This window comes from Maribacter litoralis (assembly GCF_902506355.1).
GTDB classification, from domain to species: domain Bacteria; phylum Bacteroidota; class Bacteroidia; order Flavobacteriales; family Flavobacteriaceae; genus Maribacter; species Maribacter litoralis.
The window spans coordinates 3696079-3718679 of sequence record NZ_LR733271.1 but is presented as its reverse complement, the minus strand read 5'-3'; the positions used below and the strand labels follow the sequence as shown (position 1 = coordinate 3718679).

At 33.7% G+C, this 22601-nt stretch carries 26 protein-coding genes and 1 tRNA gene; 20 read left to right on the top strand and 7 right to left on the bottom strand.

Annotated elements, in window-relative coordinates; all coding sequences use genetic code 11:
* Positions 1-12 precede the first annotated feature (12 nt).
* The 3 genes from murA to EXIGUO8A_RS15625 all read right to left on the bottom strand — a co-directional run bounded on the left by murA (position 13) and on the right by EXIGUO8A_RS15625 (position 2358).
* Positions 13-1320, bottom strand: coding sequence for a UDP-N-acetylglucosamine 1-carboxyvinyltransferase (murA, locus tag EXIGUO8A_RS15635; protein ID WP_116768871.1), 1308 nt, complete (start codon positions 1318-1320; stop codon positions 13-15).
* Between the two features lie 15 nt (positions 1321-1335).
* A complete protein-coding gene (locus EXIGUO8A_RS15630; RefSeq protein WP_116768870.1) occupies positions 1336-1989 on the bottom strand; it encodes a DUF4290 domain-containing protein in 654 nt (217 codons plus the stop codon).
* Positions 1990-2070: 81 nt separating this feature from the next.
* On the bottom strand, positions 2071-2358 hold the full coding sequence (locus EXIGUO8A_RS15625) for a DUF493 family protein (RefSeq protein WP_159303871.1): 288 nt from the start codon (positions 2356-2358) through the stop codon (positions 2071-2073).
* Between the two features lie 87 nt (positions 2359-2445).
* Between EXIGUO8A_RS15625 and EXIGUO8A_RS15620 the strand changes: the two genes are divergently transcribed.
* The 5 genes from EXIGUO8A_RS15620 to EXIGUO8A_RS15600 all read left to right on the top strand — a co-directional run bounded on the left by EXIGUO8A_RS15620 (position 2446) and on the right by EXIGUO8A_RS15600 (position 6971).
* Positions 2446-3015 (top strand): AAA family ATPase, encoded by a 570-nt coding sequence (locus tag EXIGUO8A_RS15620; RefSeq protein WP_159303870.1) that lies wholly within the window; start codon positions 2446-2448, stop codon positions 3013-3015.
* Complete coding sequence (locus tag EXIGUO8A_RS15615; RefSeq protein WP_159303869.1) at positions 3008-4903, top strand: RecQ family ATP-dependent DNA helicase; 1896 nt, start codon at positions 3008-3010, stop codon at positions 4901-4903. Before EXIGUO8A_RS15620 ends, EXIGUO8A_RS15615 begins: the two co-directional genes overlap by 8 nt.
* A 1-nt stretch (position 4904) precedes the next feature.
* Positions 4905-5852, top strand: a complete 948-nt coding sequence (gene fmt / locus EXIGUO8A_RS15610; RefSeq protein WP_159303868.1) for a methionyl-tRNA formyltransferase — start codon at positions 4905-4907, stop codon at positions 5850-5852.
* A 170-nt stretch (positions 5853-6022) separates the two neighbouring features.
* Entirely contained in the window at positions 6023-6298 is a 276-nt protein-coding gene (locus tag EXIGUO8A_RS15605) for an HU family DNA-binding protein (protein WP_262885585.1), read from the top strand.
* Positions 6299-6410: 112 nt separating this feature from the next.
* Positions 6411-6971, top strand: a complete 561-nt coding sequence (locus tag EXIGUO8A_RS15600) for a YqgE/AlgH family protein (protein WP_116768865.1) — start codon at positions 6411-6413, stop codon at positions 6969-6971.
* On the opposite strand, the gene EXIGUO8A_RS15595 is transcribed toward EXIGUO8A_RS15600, so the two are convergent.
* Both EXIGUO8A_RS15595 and EXIGUO8A_RS15590 read right to left on the bottom strand, forming a co-directional pair.
* Positions 6968-7825 (bottom strand): aminotransferase class IV, encoded by an 858-nt coding sequence (locus tag EXIGUO8A_RS15595; RefSeq protein ID WP_159303867.1) that lies wholly within the window; start codon positions 7823-7825, stop codon positions 6968-6970. The two genes, EXIGUO8A_RS15600 and EXIGUO8A_RS15595, sit on opposite strands and share 4 nt — an antisense overlap.
* A gap of 52 nt (positions 7826-7877) precedes the next feature.
* Entirely contained in the window at positions 7878-8261 is a 384-nt protein-coding gene (locus EXIGUO8A_RS15590; protein ID WP_116770093.1) for an START-like domain-containing protein, read from the bottom strand.
* A 138-nt stretch (positions 8262-8399) separates the two neighbouring features.
* On the opposite strand from EXIGUO8A_RS15590, the gene EXIGUO8A_RS15585 reads away from it, so the two are divergent.
* The 3 genes from EXIGUO8A_RS15585 to EXIGUO8A_RS15575 all read left to right on the top strand — a co-directional run bounded on the left by EXIGUO8A_RS15585 (position 8400) and on the right by EXIGUO8A_RS15575 (position 10731).
* Positions 8400-8473: transfer RNA gene (locus EXIGUO8A_RS15585), tRNA-Met, on the top strand.
* Positions 8474-8528: 55 nt separating this feature from the next.
* Positions 8529-9932 (top strand): tyrosine-type recombinase/integrase, encoded by a 1404-nt coding sequence (locus tag EXIGUO8A_RS15580; protein WP_159303866.1) that lies wholly within the window; start codon positions 8529-8531, stop codon positions 9930-9932.
* Positions 9925-10731 carry a hypothetical protein gene (locus EXIGUO8A_RS15575; RefSeq protein ID WP_159303865.1) on the top strand — a complete coding sequence of 269 codons (807 nt, stop codon included), beginning with the start codon at positions 9925-9927 and terminating at the stop codon, positions 10729-10731. Before EXIGUO8A_RS15580 ends, EXIGUO8A_RS15575 begins: the two co-directional genes overlap by 8 nt.
* A 5-nt stretch (positions 10732-10736) precedes the next feature.
* On the opposite strand, the gene EXIGUO8A_RS15570 is transcribed toward EXIGUO8A_RS15575, so the two are convergent.
* Positions 10737-11435 carry a hypothetical protein gene (locus tag EXIGUO8A_RS15570; protein ID WP_159303864.1) on the bottom strand — a complete coding sequence of 233 codons (699 nt, stop codon included), beginning with the start codon at positions 11433-11435 and terminating at the stop codon, positions 10737-10739.
* Positions 11436-11813: 378 nt separating this feature from the next.
* On the opposite strand from EXIGUO8A_RS15570, the gene EXIGUO8A_RS15565 reads away from it, so the two are divergent.
* On the top strand, positions 11814-11972 hold the full coding sequence (locus tag EXIGUO8A_RS15565; RefSeq protein WP_159303863.1) for a hypothetical protein: 159 nt from the start codon (positions 11814-11816) through the stop codon (positions 11970-11972).
* Positions 11973-12154: 182 nt separating this feature from the next.
* The gene (locus EXIGUO8A_RS15560; protein WP_074673619.1) at positions 12155-12376 is read left to right on the top strand and encodes a hypothetical protein; all 222 of its coding nucleotides are present in this window, start codon (positions 12155-12157) and stop codon (positions 12374-12376) included.
* A 5-nt stretch (positions 12377-12381) separates the two neighbouring features.
* On the opposite strand, the gene EXIGUO8A_RS15555 is transcribed toward EXIGUO8A_RS15560, so the two are convergent.
* Complete coding sequence (locus tag EXIGUO8A_RS15555) at positions 12382-13194, bottom strand: endonuclease/exonuclease/phosphatase family protein (protein ID WP_159303862.1); 813 nt, start codon at positions 13192-13194, stop codon at positions 12382-12384.
* A gap of 119 nt (positions 13195-13313) precedes the next feature.
* Here EXIGUO8A_RS15555 and EXIGUO8A_RS15550 point away from each other — a divergent pair, with 119 nt between their 5' ends.
* From EXIGUO8A_RS15550 to EXIGUO8A_RS15505, 10 genes are all read left to right on the top strand, one after another.
* On the top strand, positions 13314-13688 hold the full coding sequence (locus EXIGUO8A_RS15550; RefSeq protein ID WP_159303861.1) for a DUF6804 family protein: 375 nt from the start codon (positions 13314-13316) through the stop codon (positions 13686-13688).
* A gap of 18 nt (positions 13689-13706) precedes the next feature.
* Positions 13707-14111 (top strand): hypothetical protein, encoded by a 405-nt coding sequence (locus EXIGUO8A_RS15545; RefSeq protein WP_159303860.1) that lies wholly within the window; start codon positions 13707-13709, stop codon positions 14109-14111.
* A 3-nt stretch (positions 14112-14114) separates the two neighbouring features.
* Positions 14115-15380, top strand: coding sequence for a beta-carotene 15,15'-monooxygenase (locus EXIGUO8A_RS15540; protein WP_159303859.1), 1266 nt, complete (start codon positions 14115-14117; stop codon positions 15378-15380).
* Positions 15381-15382: 2 nt separating this feature from the next.
* Entirely contained in the window at positions 15383-16306 is a 924-nt protein-coding gene (locus tag EXIGUO8A_RS15535) for a hypothetical protein (RefSeq protein ID WP_159303858.1), read from the top strand.
* Positions 16303-16659 carry a hypothetical protein gene (locus EXIGUO8A_RS15530; RefSeq protein WP_159303857.1) on the top strand — a complete coding sequence of 119 codons (357 nt, stop codon included), beginning with the start codon at positions 16303-16305 and terminating at the stop codon, positions 16657-16659. Before EXIGUO8A_RS15535 ends, EXIGUO8A_RS15530 begins: the two co-directional genes overlap by 4 nt.
* Positions 16660-16827: 168 nt before the next feature.
* On the top strand, positions 16828-17385 hold the full coding sequence (locus EXIGUO8A_RS15525) for a hypothetical protein (RefSeq protein WP_159303856.1): 558 nt from the start codon (positions 16828-16830) through the stop codon (positions 17383-17385).
* A 25-nt stretch (positions 17386-17410) separates the two neighbouring features.
* Positions 17411-19795, top strand: a complete 2385-nt coding sequence (locus tag EXIGUO8A_RS15520) for a type I restriction-modification system subunit M (protein ID WP_159303855.1) — start codon at positions 17411-17413, stop codon at positions 19793-19795.
* Positions 19795-21099, top strand: a complete 1305-nt coding sequence (locus EXIGUO8A_RS15515; RefSeq protein ID WP_159303854.1) for a restriction endonuclease subunit S — start codon at positions 19795-19797, stop codon at positions 21097-21099. Before EXIGUO8A_RS15520 ends, EXIGUO8A_RS15515 begins: the two co-directional genes overlap by 1 nt.
* Positions 21093-21920 (top strand): DUF6615 family protein, encoded by an 828-nt coding sequence (locus EXIGUO8A_RS15510; protein WP_159303853.1) that lies wholly within the window; start codon positions 21093-21095, stop codon positions 21918-21920. The genes EXIGUO8A_RS15515 and EXIGUO8A_RS15510 overlap by 7 nt, the downstream gene beginning before the upstream one ends.
* Complete coding sequence (locus EXIGUO8A_RS15505) at positions 21910-22599, top strand: hypothetical protein (protein ID WP_201304129.1); 690 nt, start codon at positions 21910-21912, stop codon at positions 22597-22599. The genes EXIGUO8A_RS15510 and EXIGUO8A_RS15505 overlap by 11 nt, the downstream gene beginning before the upstream one ends.
* Positions 22600-22601 lie beyond the last annotated feature (2 nt).

Here is a 22601-nt window from a genome sequence, read left to right as displayed (position 1 = left end):
TGGAAATAATGCTTAAACTCTTACGATTTTAGCACCTATTGCACGTAGTCTTTCGTCAATGTTCTCATAACCACGATCAATCTGTTCTATATTATGAATGGTTGAAGTTCCTTTCGCGGATAACGCCGCAATTAGCAAAGAAACACCTGCTCTAATATCTGGTGAAGTCATGGTTGTCGCTTTTAAAGTAGACTTAAAGTCATGACCAATAACGGTAGCTCTATGAGGGTCACATAGAATTACTTTTGCTCCCATATCCAACAACTTATCTACAAAGAATAAGCGGCTTTCAAACATTTTTTGATGTATTAACACTTCACCCCTAGACTGTGTAGCTACCACTAAAATAATGCTAAGTAAATCTGGTGTCAACCCGGGCCAAGGTGCATCGGCTATCGTCAAGATAGAACCATCTATATAATTTTGGATCTCGTAACCATCTTTATGGGCAGGAATGTAAATATCATCTCCTTTACGCTCTAAAGTAATTCCCAACTTACCAAATACAGTAGGAATTTGACCTAAATCGTCCCAACTAACATCTTTAATCGTTAATTCACTTTTCGTCATGGCAGCCAATCCGATCCAGCTTCCTATTTCGATCATATCCGGCAACATGCGGTGATCTGTTCCTCCTAATTTCTCAACACCATCAATAACCAATAGATTGGAACCAACACCGGTAATTTTAGCGCCCATCCTATTCAACATCTTACATAACTGTTGTAGATATGGTTCACATGCAGCATTGTATATCGTAGTTTGACCCTCTGCCAAAACAGCTGCCATTACAATATTTGCTGTTCCTGTTACAGAAGCCTCATCTAATAACATATAGGTCCCCTTCAGCTTATCAGCTTCAACCCCATAGAAGTATTCTTCTTTATTATATCTAAATTTGGCACCAAGGTTAATGAAACCTTCGAAGTGAGTATCTAAACGTCTGCGTCCTATTTTATCGCCACCAGGTTTAGGTATATATCCTTTTCCAAAACGAGCCAAAAGCGGTCCTACCAACATAATAGAACCTCTTAAGCCTCTACCATCTTGTTTAAATTGGTCAGATTGCAAATAATCCAAATTAACATCATCGGCCTTAAAAGTGTATGAGCCTTTGCCTTTCTTTTGAATTTTTACACCTAAATCTTCTAATAGTGCTATAAGTTTATTGACATCAACAATATCGGGGATGTTGTTGATCGTTACTTTTTCATCTGTAAGTAAAACAGCGCAAAGTATTTGAAGTGCTTCGTTCTTTGCTCCTTGAGGTGTTATTTCACCAGATAACTGGTGTCCTCCTTCTATTTTGAATGTTCCCATCTAGAGAAGTGGAAATTAATAGCGTTTTTTACCGCGGTTATTATTTCTTTGATTTTTTTTGTTTGAACTGGATCTAGGGTTCTTGGCAACTCTATTTTTCAAAAATTGACCGCTGTCCGTTAAGCTCTCACCAGTTGAAGCTAAATCAATTTGACCATCGCTTAACTCGAACAAGTGCTTAAATATGGCTTTATCGTCTACCACATCTTTATTCCAGTTCAAATAGCATTTTTTCATGTGGTTGGCAATAGCATATTCCAATCCAGAACGCTTATCGCCTTTCTCCCACTCTACTGCTACATCGATCATTCGTTTTATGTTATTTCCATAAAACCTATATTTTGGAAAATTCTGCGGATATTCCAACGCCTCCGGTCTTTGTTTCAACACCTCTTTTGAGGTTATAGGAAAAGGTGAATCTACATCCAACTTAAAATCGGACATGATAAATAATTGATCCCATAATTTATGTTGAAAATCTGGCACATCACGTAAATGAGGTTGAAGATTTCCCATCACACTTATAATGGACTGGGCTACTTTATTTCTTTCTTCGCGATCTTCTATTGATACTGCATGATCTACCATTTTTTGAAAATGACGACCGTATTCAGGAATGATCAAATGAGGACGCTCCGTATTATATTCTAGGTTTTCTACTAATTGCAAATTGAAAATTTTAGCTTATTGTGTTTGAGAAGTGTTCTTATAACGATGCCAAAATAATAAAATTATAGATGAAAAGCTATTTTATAAGGAGATTACCCCACCTATTTCACCTACTTCCTTATATTTTTCTATAACCTGATCTGGTCCTTTTAAATTCACCGTAATGGAAACGCTTGTATATTTTCCGTTTTTAGATTTTTTTAAGTCGATTACCGCGCCCATATTATCAAAAATAGCCTCAATCTTAGCTATCTTATCCGTAGCTGTTTCAACAATAAATTTGTAAAGATAATTAGACGGCCAATTTGTAGTTTCCGTTAGTTGTTCTCTTAATTTTTTATAAAATTCCTCTGGATTCTTTTCGTCCATAACTCTTATTTTATGCAAAGATAAGTCTAATACGCCAGTTTTTTAATACTGGCGGTTTATGTACTTTTGCGTTTATAAATTAAGAGTTTGAAAAGCAAAAGAATTGTTGTAACAGGTGGTCCTGGAACAGGAAAAACAGTATTGATATCTTCGTTGGAAAAAAATGGCTACCATTGTTTTCATGAAGTAATCAGAACCATGACTTTAGATGCGTTGGATGATGTTTCATTAGAAGACCAACTCGTTAACCCTATTGATTTTGTAAAGGATGCAAAAAGCTTTAATGATGAGCTGATCAGTGCTAGATTGAAGCATTTTGAGAATGGCAAAAATATAAACAAAGAACATGTATTTTATGATCGTGGCTTGCCCGATGTTATCGCTTATATGAATTATTTTGGACAAACTACAGAACCACGTTACGCAGATTTGTGCCTAAAGAATAGATATGACGAAGTGCTGATTTTACCACCCTGGAAAGAGATTTATGTGCAAGACAATGAGAGAATGGAAAATTTTGAACAAGCTTGCGGCATACATGAACAATTAGAAAACACCTATATTGAACTGGGTTACAAACCCATAGAAGTTCCTTTCGGCACCATTGAAAATAGATTGCAATTTGTAATAGACCATATAAACGGAGCGAGTGAATAGTACTCCAAAAGAAATCTTATCCAATTATTGGGGTTTTGAAAGTTTTAGAGGCTCTCAAGAAGAAATTATCAATGCCATAATCAATGGTCAAGATGTTTTGGGCCTACTGCCTACTGGCGGTGGAAAATCTTTGTGTTTTCAAGTTCCGGCATTATCAAAAGATGGTATCTGTATCGTTATTTCACCGCTAATAGCTTTAATTGAAAATCAAGTAAATAATCTTCAGAAGCTTGGTATTAAAGCTATAGGTCTAAAAGGCGGACTTAAATTTAACGAACTTGATAAGCTATTGGATAATTGTATTTATGGCAACTATAAATTCTTATATCTATCGCCAGAACGTCTACAACAAGAATTTGTACAAGAACGTATAAAAAGCATGAACGTTTCTATGTTCGTTATTGATGAGGCACACTGTATATCTCAATGGGGACATGATTTTAGACCCGCCTATTTAAGCTGTTCGGTTTTACGCCAATTACATGCTACGCCACCAGTAGTAGCTTTGACCGCTACGGCCACAAAAAGAGTTAGTGAAGATATTATCAATTCTCTAGAACTCACCTTCCCTTTGGTCATAAAAGACTCGTTCTTTAGAAAAAATATTGGGCTTGAAGTACAGTTTACCGAAGACAAAAGAGGATACTTAAAACAATACTGCCAACAAGTACAGCAAAGTGCCATTATTTATGTTAGAAGTAGAAGAATGGCAGAAGAGTTATCAAAGTTTTTGGTTCAGAATAATATTAGTGCAACATTTTACCACGGTGGTGTTGATCAAAATAAAAAAACGGAACGCTTAGAACTTTGGTTAAAAAACAACTATAAAATAATGGTTGCCACCAATGCATTTGGTATGGGTATAGACAAACCAGATGTGGAACTGGTGATACATTACCAAATACCGGATAGCGTAGAAAATTACTTTCAGGAGGCAGGTAGAGCAGGTAGAAATGGTGCTTTTGCAAAAGCTATAATATTGACCAATACTACAGATAAGGTTTTAGTCAAAAAGCAGTTTTTAGATATTTTGCCGAGTGTTGCCCATGTTAAAATGATTTATAAAAAATTAAGTACATTTTTTCAGATCGGATATGGAGAGTTTACGGAAGCAAGGTTTCATCTTAATTTCAATGAATTCTGCAGTATTTATAAGCTTAATACATTCGTTACCTATAATACTTTACAAATTCTGGATAGGAATTCGGTAATCTCGTTATCCGAAAATTTCTCTAAAAAAATTACCATTAAGTTTATTACCGACAAGGACACCTTATATAGGTATATCGACCAAAACAATAAACTGTCAGATTTTATAAAGATAGTTCTACGCACTTATGGAGGATTGTTTGAATTTGATACACCTATAAACACCTATATGTTATCAAAAAAAACGTCAATGCCGGAATATAAAATTCATGAAAATTTTGAGCTTTTAGCAAAAGATGAAATTATTGAGTACTCCAGTGCAACGAGCGATTTAGAGATGTTTTTTCTGGTACCAAGAGATGATGATAGAACCATTAATCTTTTCGCGAAAAATATAGAAGAACAAAATCAGCTTAAAATAGAGAAAGTGAACGCTATGCTTTCTTATATAGAAAATGACACTGTTTGCAGAAGCATTCAACTCTTAGGCTATTTTGGAGAACTACAAGAACAACCTTGTGGCATATGTGATGTTTGCACGAGCCAAAAAACCGAGAACACATCCATTGTTCACGCCAAAATAAAAATCATAAAAGCATTAAAGGAGAAAGATGCAGGTTCACGAGAGCTGCAATTAAAGCTAAATATTTCTCAAGAAACTATTATTTCGGCATTACAGGAACTATTAGAAGATAATTTGATAACATTAAATAACATTAACGAATACCAACTACTATAATATGGAAGCATTGAAAATTGTATTTATGGGAACACCTGATTTTGCCGTTGGCATTTTAGATATGCTGGTAAAAAATGAATATAATATCGTTGGTGTCATTACCGCACCAGATCGACCTGCAGGTAGGGGTAGAAAATTAAACGAATCTGCCGTAAAAAAATATGCCGTAAAAAATGATTTAAAGGTGCTTCAACCAACCAACTTAAAAGATGAAGCTTTTTTAGCAACATTAAAAAATTTGAACGCCAATTTACAGGTGGTGGTCGCTTTTAGAATGTTACCCAAGGTAGTTTGGAGTATGCCCAAGTATGGCACCTTTAATCTACATGCCTCATTATTGCCACAATACCGAGGTGCAGCACCTATAAATTGGGCGATAATAAATGGAGAGACCAGATCTGGGGTAACTACATTCTTTATAGATGAGAAAATAGATACCGGTGAGATAATAATGCAAGACGAGGCGGTAATTGAAAAAACCGATAACGCTGAGGATCTACATGATCGATTAATGCATTTGGGAGCCAATACCGTATTAAAGACGGTAGAACAAATTGAATCTGGAAATTTCACCACCCATAAACAGCCCGATTTACAGAATTTAAAAGATGCCCATAAAATACATAGGGAGACTTGTGAAATAGACTGGAACAAATCTTCAAACGACATTTATAACTTTATTAGAGGGTTGAGTCCGTATCCTGCAGCTTGGACAACATTAACCAACGGAGACCAAACAGTTATTACCAAAATTTATAAGGCAGAAATTGAAACTCAAAAGCATGACTTATCTACGGGAACTCTGGTTTTTAATAAAAAAGAGATGAAAGTTGCGGTTGAAGATGGTTACTTAAACCTACTTGAAATACAGTTACAGGGCAAGAAAAGAATGCAAGTAAAGGATCTGTTGAACGGTCTTAATTTAGAAGAAAATGCCAAAATGGGCTAAAGCCCCGTTATTATTGGGCTGAAAGAAACGTAGAAAAAAACCTACTTTATCAACAAACACGCTGAGTTATCAACAAAATAAGGGATTTCCGCCCGTTTTACTTGTGTTGCTCAGAAATCCATATAAATTTGTTAATAGGTATAAATTATTTAATCACAATTAATTATCACATTATGAACAAAACAGAATTGATCGATGCAATGGCAGCAGACGCTGGCATCACAAAAGCTGCGGCAAAAAAGTCATTGGAATCTTTCTTGGGAAATGTTGAAAGTTCTCTTAAAAAAGGAGATAGAGTTTCTTTAGTAGGTTTCGGTTCTTGGTCCGTATCTAAAAGAAATGCAAGAGAAGGTAGAAATCCATCAACTGGAAAAACTATCCAAATCGCTGCTAAAAATGTAGTTAAGTTTAAAGCAGGTGCTGATTTAGGTAAAGCTGTAAACTAATTTTACACTGATAAATTTTTGAAAAGCGCCTTAAAAGGCGCTTTTTTTATTTCTATGTTTTTGATTTTTAAGAGGATTTGTCTTACTTTAGAAATATAATCATATAATATTTATGATAGCACTAAAGCCAACCAAAGGAAAATTACTAGTGGCGGAACCTTCGTTAACAGGAGATGTTTCGTTCAATAGATCTGTAGTTTTACTAGCAGAACACAGTAACGAGGGCTCAGTTGGTTTTATTTTAAACAAGCCATTGGAGTATCAAATAAATGAATTGGTTACCGAAATCGAAATTCCTTTTCAAGTGTATAATGGCGGACCGGTAGAGCAAGACAACCTATATTTTATTCATAAAGTTCCACATTTAATTGATAACAGTGTTGAGATTTCAGACGGAATTTATTGGGGAGGTGATTTTGAAACTACCGTAGAGTTGATCAATAAAGAAATAATCTCTGAAGATGATATCCGTTTCTTTTTAGGTTATTCTGGCTGGTCATCATTACAATTAGATGAAGAGCTAACCTCAAAATCTTGGATCGTAGTAGAGAATGAGCACGAAAGTAGAATCATTCAAAAAGCCGCAACAGCTATTTGGAAAGAAAATATGATACAATTAGGCGGTAATTACTTGCTTTGGTCCAATGCCCCAGAAAACCCTAGTTTAAATTAAACTCTAGGACTTACAGATAATCTTGCAGCAGCATTAAGTTTCCCTATCAGATTCTTTGCAACGGTATTTACAAACGCTTTCTTTCTATATTTTGTTATTGGAACAATTCCATCAATTGTATTTACGATAAAGAGTTCGTCTGCTTTTTGAAGCTCAAACGGTGAAATACTGTCTTCCAAGAAATCGAAACCATCTAATTTTGATAGAAGTTCGATCAATTTTTTTCTTAGAACGCCATTGGTACAACCATCTGTAACAGGTGGTGTTTTAATCTTATTTTCTTTTATAATAAAAATATTACCGTTTAGAGCCTCTATAACCTGCTTTCTCTCGTTCAGCAGCAAACAATCTTGATAATCATTTTCGCGGGCGTAAATAGCTCCTACAACATTCAGAATCTTATTATTGGTATCTAAATTAGATAGCATACTAGAATTCTTATAAAAGTCCTTAAAAAGTTCTACCTCATAATTGTCTTCGCTTAAAACAAAAAAATGATTGTTTAAAGTGTCACTTACAATGAAATAAGATATACTGTTATCAGACTCAAAAAAATTGTGTTGACTATTTCTAAAAACGGTGAATTTTACCCGTTTCGCTTGTTTTAAATCATTTTCAGAGAAGATTTTTAGAATTTCAGTCTCCATAAATTCCATAGTAAAATTCATAGGAATCTCCATTCGTAAAATTCTCATGGATGACATAAGGCGTAAATAATGATCTTCTAGATAAATAATTTCACCATTGATTACCCGTAATTCTTCATAGACGGCATCACCAAGCTGAACTCCCCTATTCTTTTCATTTAAAAAAGATGAATTATCCTCAAGTAGTCCGCCATTAAAATTGAACATAAAAAAAGCCTTAAAAAAATTAAGGCTCAAAGATACTGTAAATAAGAATATTTTAAGATGAACCTAGCACCTGTTTCAAATCGGAAACTTGATTTGTCCATAGCATTTTAGATTCGTCAATTTCGTCATCTTCGGCAAAATCGGTTATAAACAAAGAAACATCTTTTGTTATTTCATCAACGATTATTTTCATTTCAAAAAAGCTATCGTCTTCTGCTTCTTCCCAAGCAAAACGAACGAACTCATCTGTTTTTCTCTTTAACAGCTTAGCTTCCTCTTCTGCTCCATCCCAAATAAAAGTGAATTTTTCACCTCTAGAATTTACGTTATCAGCAAACCATTCAGACAGTCCTGAAGGTGTTGCTAAGTACTGATATAACATTTGTGGGGAAGACTGTATTACAAACTCTAATTCAAATTTTATTTTATCGCTCATTGTCATGCTACTTTATGCCGAGCAATATATATATTTCTAAATGATAAAAAAATAAATGACCAGTATTATTTTTTTAATCAAGTTTTGTTGAAGAACAAATAAATTACCCCTATATTTGCAGCCGTTTAAAAATAATATGGCGAGGTAGCTCAGTTGGTTAGAGCGTCGGATTCATAACCCGGAGGTCGGGGGATCGTGCCCCCCTCTCGCTACAATAGGTAAAGACCAACAAAATCAACGGTTTGTGTACGCACAAGCCGTTTTTTTATGTCTTTAAATTCCATACTTTTACCTACCGTATACGATAACGTATACGGTTTGAACATGAAACTGAACTATTCCGAACCCAAATTCTACACTGGAGGTGTCTCTATAAAAGGCTGGTCCAAACTTACTAATAGGCAGAAAAAAGATGCCTTGGCCAAAGATTGGTACGTTTATTTTTCCTATCGAAATCCCAAAACATATAAGTTAGAAAGACAAACACCGATAAAGGCCGGTGTGAATCATTTAAAAACGAAAAAAGAAAGACTTCAGTTCATGAAGGTTATCAAAAGAATATTGATATTTAAATTGCAAAGCGGTTACGTTCCTAAATCATATGAACAGAATATAAAAGCAACTCAAAGCGATTCTAAGGTTGAAAATATTGAAAAACCTAAAACTGAACCCAAAAAAATAGAACAACCACCAAACGAGATTATTAATACCACCCCTCCAACTACAAATACTACACTAACAGAAGATCCTGAGATTTCAATTAAAGAAGCTTTTGATTTTGCGCTAAAAATTAAGAAACAATCGTTGAGTCCAAACTCATATTCAGGATATCACGGTCCACTTAAGCAATTTGAAAGGTGGTTAGATGAAAACGAAATAACCAGTTTAAAGTCCATTACCAAGAAAACTGTAGTTCAATATTTAAATTCGGTGCTAGCTAGAACTTCACCTAGAACACGAAATAATGCAAGAACAAGTTTAAGTGCCATTTTTACAACCTTGGAGGACAATGAAATTATTGATGACAATTTCATCCCTAAAATTAAACCGTTATCTACTAAACCTACACGTAACAAAACGTTTACCCCTGAACAAGAGTCTAAATTGGAGACCTGTATGAATGAAAATGACCAATTACTCTTATCCTTTGTAAAATTCGTGTCCCTTTGCTTTCTAAGACCTATTGAAGTATGTAGGCTGAAAATAAAAGATATTGATGTGGCGGACAGAAAAATATATGTAAAAGCGAAAAATAAGAAGGTCAAAATCAAAATTATACCTGAAATCTTATTGAACATCTTACCAGACCTATCCAAGGAGAATCCAGAACATTTTTTGTTTACTCCATACAAGATTGGCGGTGAATGGGATATACCTGAACGGGATAAAAGAAATTATTTTTCAAAAAGATTCAAAAAAATCAAAGACCAATTTAATTTAGGCAAGGAGTATGGACTGTATAGTTATAGGCACACCTATATTACTAAACTGTATAGAGAGATGAGAAAAGAGCTTAATACAAGTGATACAAAAAGTACATTACTTGGAATTACCGGGCATTCTACAATAAGCTCATTAGAAAAATATCTACGTGATATAGATGCTGAACTCCCTGAAGATTATTCTGAATTTTTACAATCTTCCCCAAAACCTGGTTCACAAAATGGATAAACGAAGAAAAAAATATTTCGGGTGTTTAGCAAACGAAGGACTTCAAGAATTAACTAGTGAGCAACGTCTAAAACTTTTTAAAAAGAAAAAGCTGTACATAAGCTCTAGCGTGGTCGCTATTCCGTTCAACAAGACAATCAACCTAAAAGACAAAAGTAATTTTAAAATTAGACTAGATCCTTGCCCACCTCTTGTAGAGGCATATTACGCCTTTATCTTGCAGTGTTATCAAGAAAATATAAATAACGTGTTTATTAATTTCTTCCATCAGTTCAATAATCATACTATTGGAGTAAAAAAGAAAGAAGCAAAGATAATAGCAAGATTGTTATTTATGAATATCATCAACAATAAAAACGCTCCCGGTTTTGACTTTGTCCATTTGCTAGAAAACCCAGATGGTATTCCAAAATTAGAGAATACGCCCAAAATTGAATTATACTATACCAAGCGTGAAGCTATGAAGTTAAATGCCATTCAAAATTACCCTGAGGGATTGAATGAATACTTAACAGGAAATGCAAATTACTTCAATGAGAAATTAATAGATAAAGTAACCATAATAAAGGAAACCATTCAGTTTGAAGGAGAGCTAAAGATTATATTAGCTTTGAATAAGCAATATAAATTTGAGAAATATTCAACTTCGCTGTCTTCTATTGGTAATCAATCTGAAAATAAATCATCTAAAAAGACTTTAAAAGACCCAATTTTTAGAAACAAAATACCCACAGATGATGAAATGGATGCTTATTTAATGGAGTATGTGTTTAGTGAAAAGAAAGCTCCGAAAAACTAAGTTGTTTATTGCGTAAATGAGCTTGCTTCGTAAGTATGTATAGGTACATACTTATCTATTATATGCTCGGTAATCGCTTTTAAGGTTTTTCCGTTAACAGGATGTAGCCCAGGACCAGTGTAAAATTCAATAGTATCACCAGACTTATAATACCAAAATAAAGGTTTACCGGTAGTTTCTTCAAAAAACTCAGTTATTAAATCAACATCAACTTTTTTAAAATTTTGTAACCTCACTTCATCCAATGGTATAATATTTTCCATGTAACTAGTGGAACAATCCGTTTTTTCATAGTGGTCTATTCTCCATACCATACATTTAGGTTCCTTACTCTTCTCCCTTAAACCTAAAATCAATCCAACAACTAATATTAGACTAACGGAAGCCAACACTTTCCAATTCTTTTTCTCTCCACCATTATTTACATTAATATTAATCTTACCCTTCCGATTTTGTTTAACGTAATCTGCGTATGAATTATAGCCTAAATACTTACAAAGGTCATTTATAGTATATTCATTTTGATCTCCTATACTACCTCTTTTTTCTAAATATTTATCATATAACCTTTCAATTGTTTTCGCACTTATAGATGTAAATTCCGCAATATGATTGCTCAATGCATATCTGGAATGTTTGGGGCATTCAGTTTTTGCCTTCTCAAAAACCTTTTCAACTATTTCTTTAATAATTGCCTCTTTCATATTTATAAAAATACAATTTTAATATATCATCACTTAACTAATCATCTCTGTAACCACCTGTTTTCATTGATGTCGAATAAATGTCGAAAGCAAGTCGGGGTTTTGTCTGGTCTATAATCATCAACTTCTTATTTCTTTGCTTCAGATTGATTTAGGACTACGAATAGCTACCAAAGTCCAATAATAAATCAGTCTCTCGGAATCTATAAATGCGGTCGGTAAATAGCCCGATTGAGAAGTAGCTAGGCACTACCGCATTTAGATTTCTACTTCTCAACATTGGGAGACGTCCCTTCATTTTATGTGCGATTTACGTCGCTAACAATAACTGATTTCTAATTCGGACAGCCATAGGTATGTCCATAAATCTTAAACAAAATGAAGAAAATTTCTATAATTCTATTTACGGTAATCCTCAATGCTGCCTTTTTATCTTGTGATCCACAAGATTTAGCAGAGCAAGAAGTTGAATTACAAGCCTGCTGCGGTGACGGTGGTGATATACCACCTCCGCCACCAGACCCACCGGTTAATTAAATCGTAAAGTTTAAGGGGTTAAGACTAAAATATCTTGACCCTTTTTTACTTACTTCATTCTACACATCTTTATAAATACACAACTAGGTCAATCGTTATAAATTTTAACAATAAAAATGAACATATCCTTCTTATGTAACGTTTTAGAATTAACCTAACAAATCAAACTCCCTGTAATTTATATGAAACATACTATCATTCTTATAGCCATACTAGCAACTTACACCTCCCTCTCTGCTTCTAAATTTGAATCATATGTATATATCTGCAAAGGAAAATCCAGTAAAAAATACCATTATTCCCCTAATTGCAGAGGACTTTCCAATTGCTCTACAGACACATATAAAGTTAGCTTATCTAAAGCAAGACAAATTAACAGAACCTTATGCGGCTGGGAAGATTAAAGAATTCAATCAATACTAAAATTTAATAAAACTGGCAGATGATCCGACAATTCTCTTGCATTAGTGAGGTTCTCACATGCTTTTACAAAATCGATCGCATAACTACTATTAGCTGAAATTTTATCGGAATAAAAAATATTATCAATTGGATAATTTAGATAACCTTCTAGTGCGCAATTGTGCCTTAATGTAGTTTTCGCATCTATGACGGCTGCGCTATAACCTTGTTCTTTCAATCCATTGAAAACCATTTTTTTTTGATCAACATTAAAATCACCGGCTAGTATAATAGGATGTTGAAAATCATCTGATATTAGATAGTCGGTAATTGCCAATATTTCTCTTTCCGGGTTTTTATCATGTGGTCTGGAGTGAAAATTAATAACAGAAAGTTTTCGCCCTTCTACATAAAAATCAAGAAAGAAGGGTTCTCTATCAACTAATGAATCCAATTCTTTTATTAACGCTCCCCTATTCTTTATTTTAATGTTTTTGGTCTTCCAAATAAACGCATAGCGTTCGGTAACATACTTGGGGCTATTGGTTGGGTTACTAATTACATAATCCCATTTTGCACCTTTCCTATTTAGGTTATCGGCAAGCTTTGCAACTGCTTGTGCCCCACCATAGCCTGCTACCACTTCTTGTAAAGCGACAATATCTGCGTCACGAAGTATTTCTGCCATTCTATCTAACTCTTCGTTGCTTTTGGTTTTACCAAAATCTCTAATATTCCAAGAAATTAGGCTGATTTGCTCCTGTGAGGAAGCTATAAAATGAATTAGAATAAATAGTGGTAAAAAGATCTTTTTAAACATGGTAGATTTTAATAAAAACGAAATTAATACAAATAGATTTTGTCTGATTACGGGATACCGTAAAAGATATATTTCAAATTGTAATAGGTTTGAACTATCCCAACCAAAACCAAATAAAAATGAATTACACTTTCAAAAAGGATTTTTATAGTTACCTATCGATTACCTGTGCGATTGTATTATTAATAGCCATCTTTCCTTTTGATAGTTTTTATTATAAATTCTTAAGGGTATTTGTTTTTTTAGGAGCATTAGTTATGGCATACCATTCATATAAGACTCCATTTAGGCTGCTTACTTTTGTTTTAATTGCCTATTTATTCAATCCTATATTTCCGATTTATTTATTCCAAAAATTAATTTGGGTACCAGTAGATATCATTAGTGGATTACTTTTTTTAATGGCTACAGTACAGATAAAAAAGAAAAAACCATTTATACCATATTCTAGAAAAAAATCTCCCAAATCTTATGGGCGAGATAGAAAATTTTAACAAAACCAATATATACCAATGGAAAACCAAACCATCTCAGAAGAAATCAAAAGCCATTTCTTAAGACTTTACCAAATAGCGTTGGCAGATGATGATTTTAGTCCGTTAGAAATGCGATTGCTTTATCAATTCGCCAGTGAAAGAAATATTTCCAAGGAACAATTAGACGAAATATTAATTGCTCATACCGGCTCTGTAACAATACCCGAAACTTTAGAAAAAAGAATTGAGTATTTATATGACTTCGCCTTAATGATTTGGGCAGATAAGGTAGTTACAGATGATGAATTCAATGCCCTAAAGAAGTATTGTAGAAATTTTGAATTCATGGAAGACAAGATTATACCACTTACCGAGTATTTGATAGAAAGTGCGAAAGAAGGAAAAAGTAAAGAATCAATTTTATTAGAACTTAACAGCTAAACTATGGGACTATTAAAAAGTATTGCTCAAATAAAACCAACCAAAAAACCAGATTTAGAGACAGAGAAGCCTTCATTTGAGGACCAAAAAGTCACTTACCACGAAGATGGTCGTTCAACATCAAGATTATGTCAAGGAAGATCAGAAAATCTTCAAGCCAGCTTAAGCGCTATATATCATAAGTTTGAAAACAACTGTAAGAAAGAGGAAGAAGAGCAGATTAAACTTAAGCAACCGTATGTTACAGAATTAAAGGGCAAAAAAACGTTAATGCTCACCAAGGGTGAAGAATTACAACGTGAAAAAGAGAAATTAGAGGAGAAAGAAAAGAAAATTGATAAACTAAAATCAGATATTGTCAATGTCCGAAGAACCCCTCAAGATTACGGTATACCAGTTGAAAGAAAATCTTCCTCTAAATTTTGGATAGGAAGTATTTTACTTCTTTTCTTAACAGTATACATTTTTATCTTCTATATATCCACTTCTTTTTCCGCATTCTTTAGAACCTTTGATCCTTCTACAGAACTTTTTGGCGGTATGTTTTACCCAAAAGCGATTCAAGAAGCTTACGACGCAGGTGCATTAGAATTAGGATTTATACTATTTATTCCATTTGTTTTTTTCGGCTTAGGATATTTAATTCATGTTTTTATGCATAAGCATAGTATTGCGAATGTATTTAAAGTTATTCTACTGTTTATTACCACGTTCGTTTTTGATGCGCTTTTGGCATACTTAATTGATGAGAAGCTTTACAACCTCAATAAAACATTTGAAGATCCTGAATTCTCTTTAAGTGTTGCATTTTCTAGCCCTAGCTTTTGGGTTATAATCTTTGCAGGATTTGTATCCTATATCATTTGGGGTTTAGTATTTGATATTGTTATGAAAGAACATGCCGATAGAGACAAAATTGAGAACTATGTAATTTCTTTAGAAAAAGAGATTAAAAACCTACTTCAAATTACCGCTAAGCAAAATGAAATCATAGAATCACTAGAGAAAGCTTTAAGTGAAAGTAAAATCCGTTGTGCAGAACTAGAAGATATCATTGATGGGTTTATTCTCCCAATTAGAAATTACAAAGCACTTTCTTCAGAATATCTGCAAGGTTGGCAAGAATGTATTACCTCAGAAATTGTATTAGGACCTGACCAGACAAAAGAATATTTGAACGAGTGTAGAATCGTGTATGACAATCACATTTCTCAATTAGACTTAGATACAGATGACTACCAAAACAAAGTATACACGAAAACATTATAAAAATGAAAACTAAAATTCAATTACTGGCATACATAGCTACTATACTTCTAATTTCTTCTTGTAAATCAGATAAAAAAGAACAGATCAAAGAAGCTGAAGTAGCCAAAAATGAAATTAAAGGCGAGTGTCCAAGCTTTATTCTAGATAACAAAGAAAATAATTTAAACATTAGTGTGTTTCTAGACTTATCGGATAGGATTACAAGACCTAAAACAATACTAAGCGATACAGAAAATTTAAAGAGTATAGCAAAGGCATTTACGAATCATGTAAAAACTAAAAAATTGATACTCCTGCAAGATAAAATCCAATTGTATTTTAATCCTGCACCAACAAATAATACAATTAATAGCATTTCAGAAAAATTGCACATAGAGTTTGATAAAAACTCTCCAAAAGCTAAAATCATAGATACAGAAGAGTTGTACGCAACACAACCGTCTGAAATATATAATTTGGCCTTGGCAGATTCTGAAAACCCTAAAGACTTTCCCGGTTCAGATATTTGGCGATTTTTCAAGGACAACGTAAAGGACTACACTATTAGTAATTGTCATAGAAATATTTTGGTAATCTTAACCGATGGTTATATGTATCATGAAAACAGTCAAATGCAAGAAGCCAAAATGAGCTCTTATCTAACACCAAATTCAATGAAAAAACTCCCTTTATCAAAATCTAAATGGGAAACTACACTAAATGAAAAGAATTATGGATTTATAAAGGCAAATGATGGTCTTGAAGATTTAGAAGTTTTGGTAATTGGTATTGAAAGTTTAAATCCTAAGAACCCCTATGCTATTGATGTAATGAGAGCCTATTGGACCAATTGGTTCAACGAAATGGGTGTGAAAAAATTTAAAATACAGAATGCAGACCTAGCATCAAGTGTTGAAAAAGTAATCTTTGAATTTATAAACTCATGAAAAAGCTCACTCTATTTTTAATTTTTCTATTCTCCCAAAGTAATTTCTACGCTCAAACATCATGTGATGAAATGCTTGAAATGGTAGAAAATCAAGGTTATGGCACCTCTTATTATAGTTATGGTAGTGAGGCTATATCAGAAGTTACATTCTATGAAATTTCAGACGATAATTATAATGATTATTATTTTGCAGTTGTAAGGTTCACAAGTTCTTATGAAGATTATATTTATCAAGTAGGCTCAGATACAGAATTTAATTATTCAATTAATTATCTAACAAGTGCCGGCGAGGCTTTTTGGGCATATATTCAACCCTATAATCAAAATTTAAATTGTGCTCCCGATTTTTAAACTGAACCTTAGAATGTTAAAACAAAACCGCTAGTTATCTAGTTATCTGAGAATTGAGATTATCACACTTAGAATGATAATTAAGAATATGAAATTATCATCGTTTTTAAAGATGGTTTCATTATTTTGGTAGTAGATTAAACTCCCCCTTAAAACTATAATTTAAATATGCCAGATTGCACAAAGTGTGGTGAATACACCAGATTTAATAATGGTCTATGTACCGAATGTTATAATAAAGAAAACGGAAACCCTTGGGTTTCAGGAGTAATTAAAGGAAGAATAGCTGAAACTATAATTGAACAACTTTTTATATCCTTAGATTTTCAAGTCTATAAGTACGGAATGGAAAATACAATACCAGGGATATTGGATCTACTTAAAGGTGTTAGAGGCGATGTTTCTAAAAACATTAGGCAAATGCCAGATTTTGTTGTCTTTAAAGACAAGCAAGCCCATTTTATAGAGGTTAAATTCCGAAAAAGCGGAAAATTGACCTTAAAGGATATTGAAAGTTACGGTGCTTATCCTTTTGAAAATGCCTTATTTGTTTTGGTTACCCCTAAACATATAAAGTGTATATCTTATGCTGAATTAAAAGCCGGTAAAGAAATAACAGAGAAATGTAGAAACTGGCTAGGTAGCAGAAAAGAGTTTGAAACAGACAAAGAGCTTATAATAGATTACTGTAAATACGCTACCAAGTTTTTTGAAAATGTAGATTAATAAAAACAGAACAAGAATTCCAATAATGAATAAATCATCCCATAATAAATTAGTATCCTTTATTTGGTCTATAGCAGACGACTGTTTACGAGACGTTTATGTACGTGGCAAGTATAGAGATGTCATTTTACCAATGATAGTTCTTCGTCGTTTAGATGCCTTACTGGAGCCTACCAAAGAAGCCGTTTTAGAAGAACTTGCATTTCAAAGAGACGAAGCCGGCTTTACGGAATGGGACGAGACTGGACTTCGCCAAGCTTCGGGTTTTGTGTTTTACAATACCAGTAAGTGGACCTTGCAACAACTAAAGGATACGGCAACCAATAGCACCCAAATTCTACAAGCCAATTTTGAAGATTACCTAAACGGTTTTAGTCCTAATGTAAAGGAGATTATTCAAAAATTTAAACTTCGTAGTCAGGTAGCGCATATGGCAAACAAAGATGTGCTGTTAGATGTTTTGGAAAAATTCACTTCGCTCTATATCAACCTTACTCCTTTTGAGAAAGAAGATCCAGAGGGTAGAAAACTACCGGCACTTTCCAATTTAGGAATGGGCTATGTGTTTGAAGAGCTGATACGTAAATTTAACGAGGAGAATAACGAAGAAGCGGGTGAGCACTTTACACCTCGTGAGGTCATCGATTTAATGACACACATCATCTTTGACCCTATAAAAGACAAACTACCCCCGGTAATGACCATTTATGACCCTGCTTGTGGGTCTGGTGGTATGTTGACCGAAAGCCAGAACTTTATAAAGGATGGGGAAGGTGAAATTAGAGCCATTGGAGATGTATATCTCTATGGAAAAGAAATAAACGACGAAACCTACGCCATTTGTAAGTCTGACATGATGATCAAGGGCAACAACCCAGAGAATATTAGAGTTGGCTCTACCCTATCTACCGATGAATTTGCAGGTACAACGTTCGATTTTATGCTCTCTAACCCACCGTACGGAAAATCATGGAGTAGCGAACAAAAATATATTAAGGATGGTAGAGATGTCATTGACCCAAGATTTCAAATTAAACTGAATAATTATTGGGGAATAGAAGAAGATCAAGATGCCACACCCCGTTCCTCTGATGGGCAATTGTTGTTTTTAATGGAAATGGTCTCCAAAATGAAACCCCTTTCACAAAGCCCAACAGGTACACGTATTGCCAGTGTGCATAATGGAAGTAGTTTGTTTACAGGTGATGCCGGTGGAGGAGAAAGTAACATACGCCGTTATATCATAGAAAAAGATTGGTTAGAAGCCATTGTACAATTACCGAACAACCTATTTTATAATACAGGCATTACCACATACATCTGGATTTTAAGTAACAACAAAGCCAAAAGCCGAAAAGGCAAAGTTCAATTGATAGATGCAGGACAACTCTATAGAAAATTGCGTAAAAACTTAGGAAATAAAAACTGCGAGTTCTCACCAGCGCATATTACCGAAATTGTAGAAACCTACACCAACATGAGCGTTGCAGAACGCGAAGGCGAACAAGGTATTGCAGCGCAAGTTTTTGATAATGATGATTTTGGCTACTACAAAGCCACTATTGAAAGACCAAAACGTTTAAAAGCCCAATTTACCACAGCGCGTATAGAAACTTTGCGTTACGACAGAGTGTTGCAAGAACCCATGCAATATGCCTTTGAAACTTTTGGGGAAAGTATCTATACCAACACCAAGCATTACGAAAAGGAGTTGCTAGAATGGTGCGAAAAAAATGAGCTCAACTTATCATCTGCCAATAAAACAAAACTGACCAAGCCAGCTACGTGGCAAAAACATTTGCGTTTGGTAACTGCTGCCAAAACCTTAGAAAAGGTGTTTGGTGATACCTTATACACCAACTTTAACAGCTTTAAAAAGGACGTTGAAGATGAAATAAAAGCACAAAAACTCAACCTTTCTGCAAGCGATAAAAAAGCCATTTTAAACGCAGTTAGTTGGTATGATGCTGAGGCTGAAAAGGTGATTAAAAAAGTAGAAAAACTATCTGGAGATAAACTAAACAAACTTTTAGCACATTTAGATTGCGAAGAAAAAGACTTAGCAGATTTTGGGTATTATGGTTTTAGTAACGATGGCACCTCGAGCGCAGTCAAGAGGTCTCTTAAAAAGGGAGAGTATGTAATATACGAAACCGAAAGCGACTTACGCGATACCGAAAACGTACCACTTAAAGATAATATACACAATTACTTTAAAAGAGAAGTACAACCACACGTACCAGAAGCTTGGATAAACCTAGACGCTACCAAAATTGGTTACGAAATTAGCTTTAACAAATACTTTTATAAGCACACACCATTGCGTAACATAGAAGACGTTACCAAAGATATTCTAGACTTAGAAAAGCAGAGTGATGGTTTAATTTCTGAAATTTTAAACTTGGTGTAATGGTAGCAGCAGAAAATATAGTACAACGTTACGAGAAGTACAAAGATTCTGGAATTAGTTGGTTAGAACAAGTTCCTGAGCATTGGGAATTAAAACGCTTTAAACACATTTTTCAAGAAAAGAAAATTACACATAATGTTGAATTAAACTGTGGTTCTATAAGTTTTGGAAAAGTTGTTTTTAAGGATGATGAAAAAATACCTGTTTCAACAAAAAAATCTTATCAAGTATTAAATAAAGGAGAATTTCTTATAAATCCATTAAACTTAAATTATGACCTAAAAAGTTTAAGGATTGGTTTATCAGATAAAGATGTTGTAGTAAGTTCCGGTTATATCATTGTGCAAAACAAAACTGAAATATCTAAAGATTATTATAAGTGGCTACTTCATATTTTTGATGTTGCCTTTATGAAAACTCTAGGTTCTGGTGTAAGGCAAACTTTAAGTTTTACACATATTGCTAATTCTGAATTAGTATTTCCACCACTCTCAGAACAAAACAAAATAGCCCAATTTTTAGACAATAAAACCACCAAAATAGACGATGCTATTGCTATTAAAGAGCAACAAATAAACTTGCTTAAAGAACGCAAACAAATTTTAATACACAAAGCCGTAACACGTGGTTTAAATGATAGTGTAACCTTGAAAGATTCTGGCGTGGAGTGGATTGGTGAGATTCCTGAGCATTGGGAGGTAAAGAGATTGAAGTATATTTTAAAAAGTAAATTGAAATATGGAGCTAATGAAAGTGGTATTGAATATGACATCACTTTACCACGATATGTAAGAATTACTGATTTTGGAAATGATGGAAAATTAAGTGAAGAAAGTAAACTTTCACTTTCTTGGAATAATGGAGGAGATTATTTATTAAAAGATGGAGATATTTTATTTGCAAGAAGTGGAGCAACTGTAGGTAAGACTTATCAGTTTAAAAAATCGATGTCTGTTGAAAATAATTATTGTTTTGCAGGTTACTTAATAAAAGCTGAAGCAAACGAAGATGAAATTTTAAGTGATTTTCTCTATTTATATACAAACTCAGAATTATTCAATAAATGGAAAGATAGTATTTTCATAAAAGCAACTATAGAGAATATTGGAGCAGATAAATATGCTCAACTTCCAGTTATTCTACCGTCAATAAAAGAACAAAAAGAAATTCTTCTAAAATATGAAGGCGATAATAAAAAAATAGAAACTGCTATTGGCTTAAAACAGCAAGAAATAGCTAAGTTAAAAGAGTATAAGAGTAGTTTAATAAATGAGGTGGTAACTGGTAAGGTGAAAGTATGTTAATTTCAACCATAAATAAACATACGTCATTATGCGAACTCTTTGTTAGAGTTTCTGAATTGGTGTGGCATAAAATTGCTAACTATCATCATTTAGGCATCAATGTTCCCGAAATTGGCTTAACAGCCGATATCATTTATGAACTAACAAATTGGGGTATCATAACAGGTAAAGCAGATTGCTATATCCAGAATGCTTACAACGAGGCAAAGAATGGTAATGACATTGAACTTTTTATTCAAAATAATAGTGGTACCTATGACCATTATGCCCTTCAAGCAAAAGTTTTAAAAAGTGATAAAAAATATAAAGGTTTAGATACAGGGTATAAAACATCTAGTAAGTACCAATGGAATAAACTTTATGATTATGCTAAGCGTAAAGGATGTATACCATATTATCTTTTATATAATGGCAATACAAATATGACGATTCCATATTTACGTATGCACTATTTTTTTGACGAACGTCAGTTTGGGTGTTCAATTGTAGAGCCTAGAGTATTTCAATATTTTTATAAAAGAAAAACCAAAACTCCAAAGTATTCACAAATTCACCCAAAATACGCATATCCTTGGTCCATATTATCCTGTTTTAAGCCGATTCCTTTTAAAAAAATTTCTGCTTTGCATGGTTACACTCATAGACCTAAAACCCTATCTGAAATTCAAAATAATTTGCAAGGGTATACTAAAACAGGCGATATGGAGGATAAAAATAGGTCGCGTGGAGATGAAACATCGAACGAGACTAATTCAAACGACTCTTGGAATCCGATTGCTAAAATAATCATTGATAACACCGAACTTAATAATGAAAGGTAAAAGTCAATTCACAAAAGAAGAAGCAAGGGAGATTGAAAGTTTAATAGAATTAAAGCTTCAATCAGATACTACGAAACAAAAAAGTATTAGAGCCAAAATAAGAAAGCTAGGCTTTTATGCATCAGATTTTGGTTTGCGTGGTGGTTTTACCGTAGCTGATTTTAGAAGCGTAGTTACTATTGGCGGTAAAGCACCTTTAATTACTTCTCAAAATACCAAAACAACTGTTCAAAAAAGAATAAAAACTACTAAGGCAAAACAAAAGCAGGCGAAAATAAAACATAGTGATGAAGCCTATATCATTGATTTGTGCGATGAAGTTTTGAAGCTTAAAGGCTCACGCCAACATCGCTTTGATTTTTTAAGGGGAGATTCAGGTACAAAATTGCCGGTAGATGTCTACTACCATAGCCTAAACTTGGTTATTGAGTATTATGAGAGACAACACTCGGAAGCCGTGCCACATTTTGATAAACGCATGACAGTTTCGGGCATGTCTAGAGGAGAGCAAAGAAAGCTTTACGACGAACGAAGAAGAATTGAATTGCCAAAAAATGGCATTCAATTGGTCATCTTTGATTATTCCGAGTTTGCCCATACTACTGGTAAGCGATTGCTAAGACAGAAAAAAAATGATTTAGCAGTAATAGGTAAAAAACTAAAGGTTATAAAAAAGTAAGT

Excerpts from the sequence above, each read along its gene's own strand:
- EXIGUO8A_RS15525 (WP_159303856.1), top strand. The coding sequence starts at position 16,828 with ATGCCAGATTGCACAAAGTGTGGTGAATACACCAGATTTAATAATGGT.
- EXIGUO8A_RS15600 (WP_116768865.1), top strand. The coding sequence starts at position 6,411 with ATGATAGCACTAAAGCCAACCAAAGGAAAATTACTAGTGGCGGAACCT.
- EXIGUO8A_RS15590 (WP_116770093.1), bottom strand. The coding sequence starts at position 8,261 with ATGAGCGATAAAATAAAATTTGAATTAGAGTTTGTAATACAGTCTTCC.
- fmt (WP_159303868.1), top strand. The coding sequence starts at position 4,905 with ATGGAAGCATTGAAAATTGTATTTATGGGAACACCTGATTTTGCCGTT.
- murA (WP_116768871.1), bottom strand. The coding sequence starts at position 1,320 with ATGGGAACATTCAAAATAGAAGGAGGACACCAGTTATCTGGTGAAATA.
- EXIGUO8A_RS15540 (WP_159303859.1), top strand. The coding sequence starts at position 14,115 with ATGGGACTATTAAAAAGTATTGCTCAAATAAAACCAACCAAAAAACCA.
- EXIGUO8A_RS15595 (WP_159303867.1), bottom strand. The coding sequence starts at position 7,825 with ATGTTCAATTTTAATGGCGGACTACTTGAGGATAATTCATCTTTTTTA.
- EXIGUO8A_RS15560 (WP_074673619.1), top strand. The coding sequence starts at position 12,155 with ATGAAACATACTATCATTCTTATAGCCATACTAGCAACTTACACCTCC.
- EXIGUO8A_RS15575 (WP_159303865.1), top strand. The coding sequence starts at position 9,925 with ATGGATAAACGAAGAAAAAAATATTTCGGGTGTTTAGCAAACGAAGGA.
- EXIGUO8A_RS15550 (WP_159303861.1), top strand. The coding sequence starts at position 13,314 with ATGAATTACACTTTCAAAAAGGATTTTTATAGTTACCTATCGATTACC.
- EXIGUO8A_RS15515 (WP_159303854.1), top strand. The coding sequence starts at position 19,795 with ATGGTAGCAGCAGAAAATATAGTACAACGTTACGAGAAGTACAAAGAT.
- EXIGUO8A_RS15535 (WP_159303858.1), top strand. The coding sequence starts at position 15,383 with ATGAAAACTAAAATTCAATTACTGGCATACATAGCTACTATACTTCTA.
- EXIGUO8A_RS15555 (WP_159303862.1), bottom strand. The coding sequence starts at position 13,194 with ATGTTTAAAAAGATCTTTTTACCACTATTTATTCTAATTCATTTTATA.
- EXIGUO8A_RS15520 (WP_159303855.1), top strand. The coding sequence starts at position 17,411 with ATGAATAAATCATCCCATAATAAATTAGTATCCTTTATTTGGTCTATA.
- EXIGUO8A_RS15510 (WP_159303853.1), top strand. The coding sequence starts at position 21,093 with ATGTTAATTTCAACCATAAATAAACATACGTCATTATGCGAACTCTTT.
- EXIGUO8A_RS15545 (WP_159303860.1), top strand. The coding sequence starts at position 13,707 with ATGGAAAACCAAACCATCTCAGAAGAAATCAAAAGCCATTTCTTAAGA.
- EXIGUO8A_RS15530 (WP_159303857.1), top strand. The coding sequence starts at position 16,303 with ATGAAAAAGCTCACTCTATTTTTAATTTTTCTATTCTCCCAAAGTAAT.
- EXIGUO8A_RS15565 (WP_159303863.1), top strand. The coding sequence starts at position 11,814 with ATGAAGAAAATTTCTATAATTCTATTTACGGTAATCCTCAATGCTGCC.
- EXIGUO8A_RS15580 (WP_159303866.1), top strand. The coding sequence starts at position 8,529 with ATGTCTTTAAATTCCATACTTTTACCTACCGTATACGATAACGTATAC.
- EXIGUO8A_RS15505 (WP_201304129.1), top strand. The coding sequence starts at position 21,910 with ATGAAAGGTAAAAGTCAATTCACAAAAGAAGAAGCAAGGGAGATTGAA.
- EXIGUO8A_RS15570 (WP_159303864.1), bottom strand. The coding sequence starts at position 11,435 with ATGAAAGAGGCAATTATTAAAGAAATAGTTGAAAAGGTTTTTGAGAAG.
- EXIGUO8A_RS15625 (WP_159303871.1), bottom strand. The coding sequence starts at position 2,358 with ATGGACGAAAAGAATCCAGAGGAATTTTATAAAAAATTAAGAGAACAA.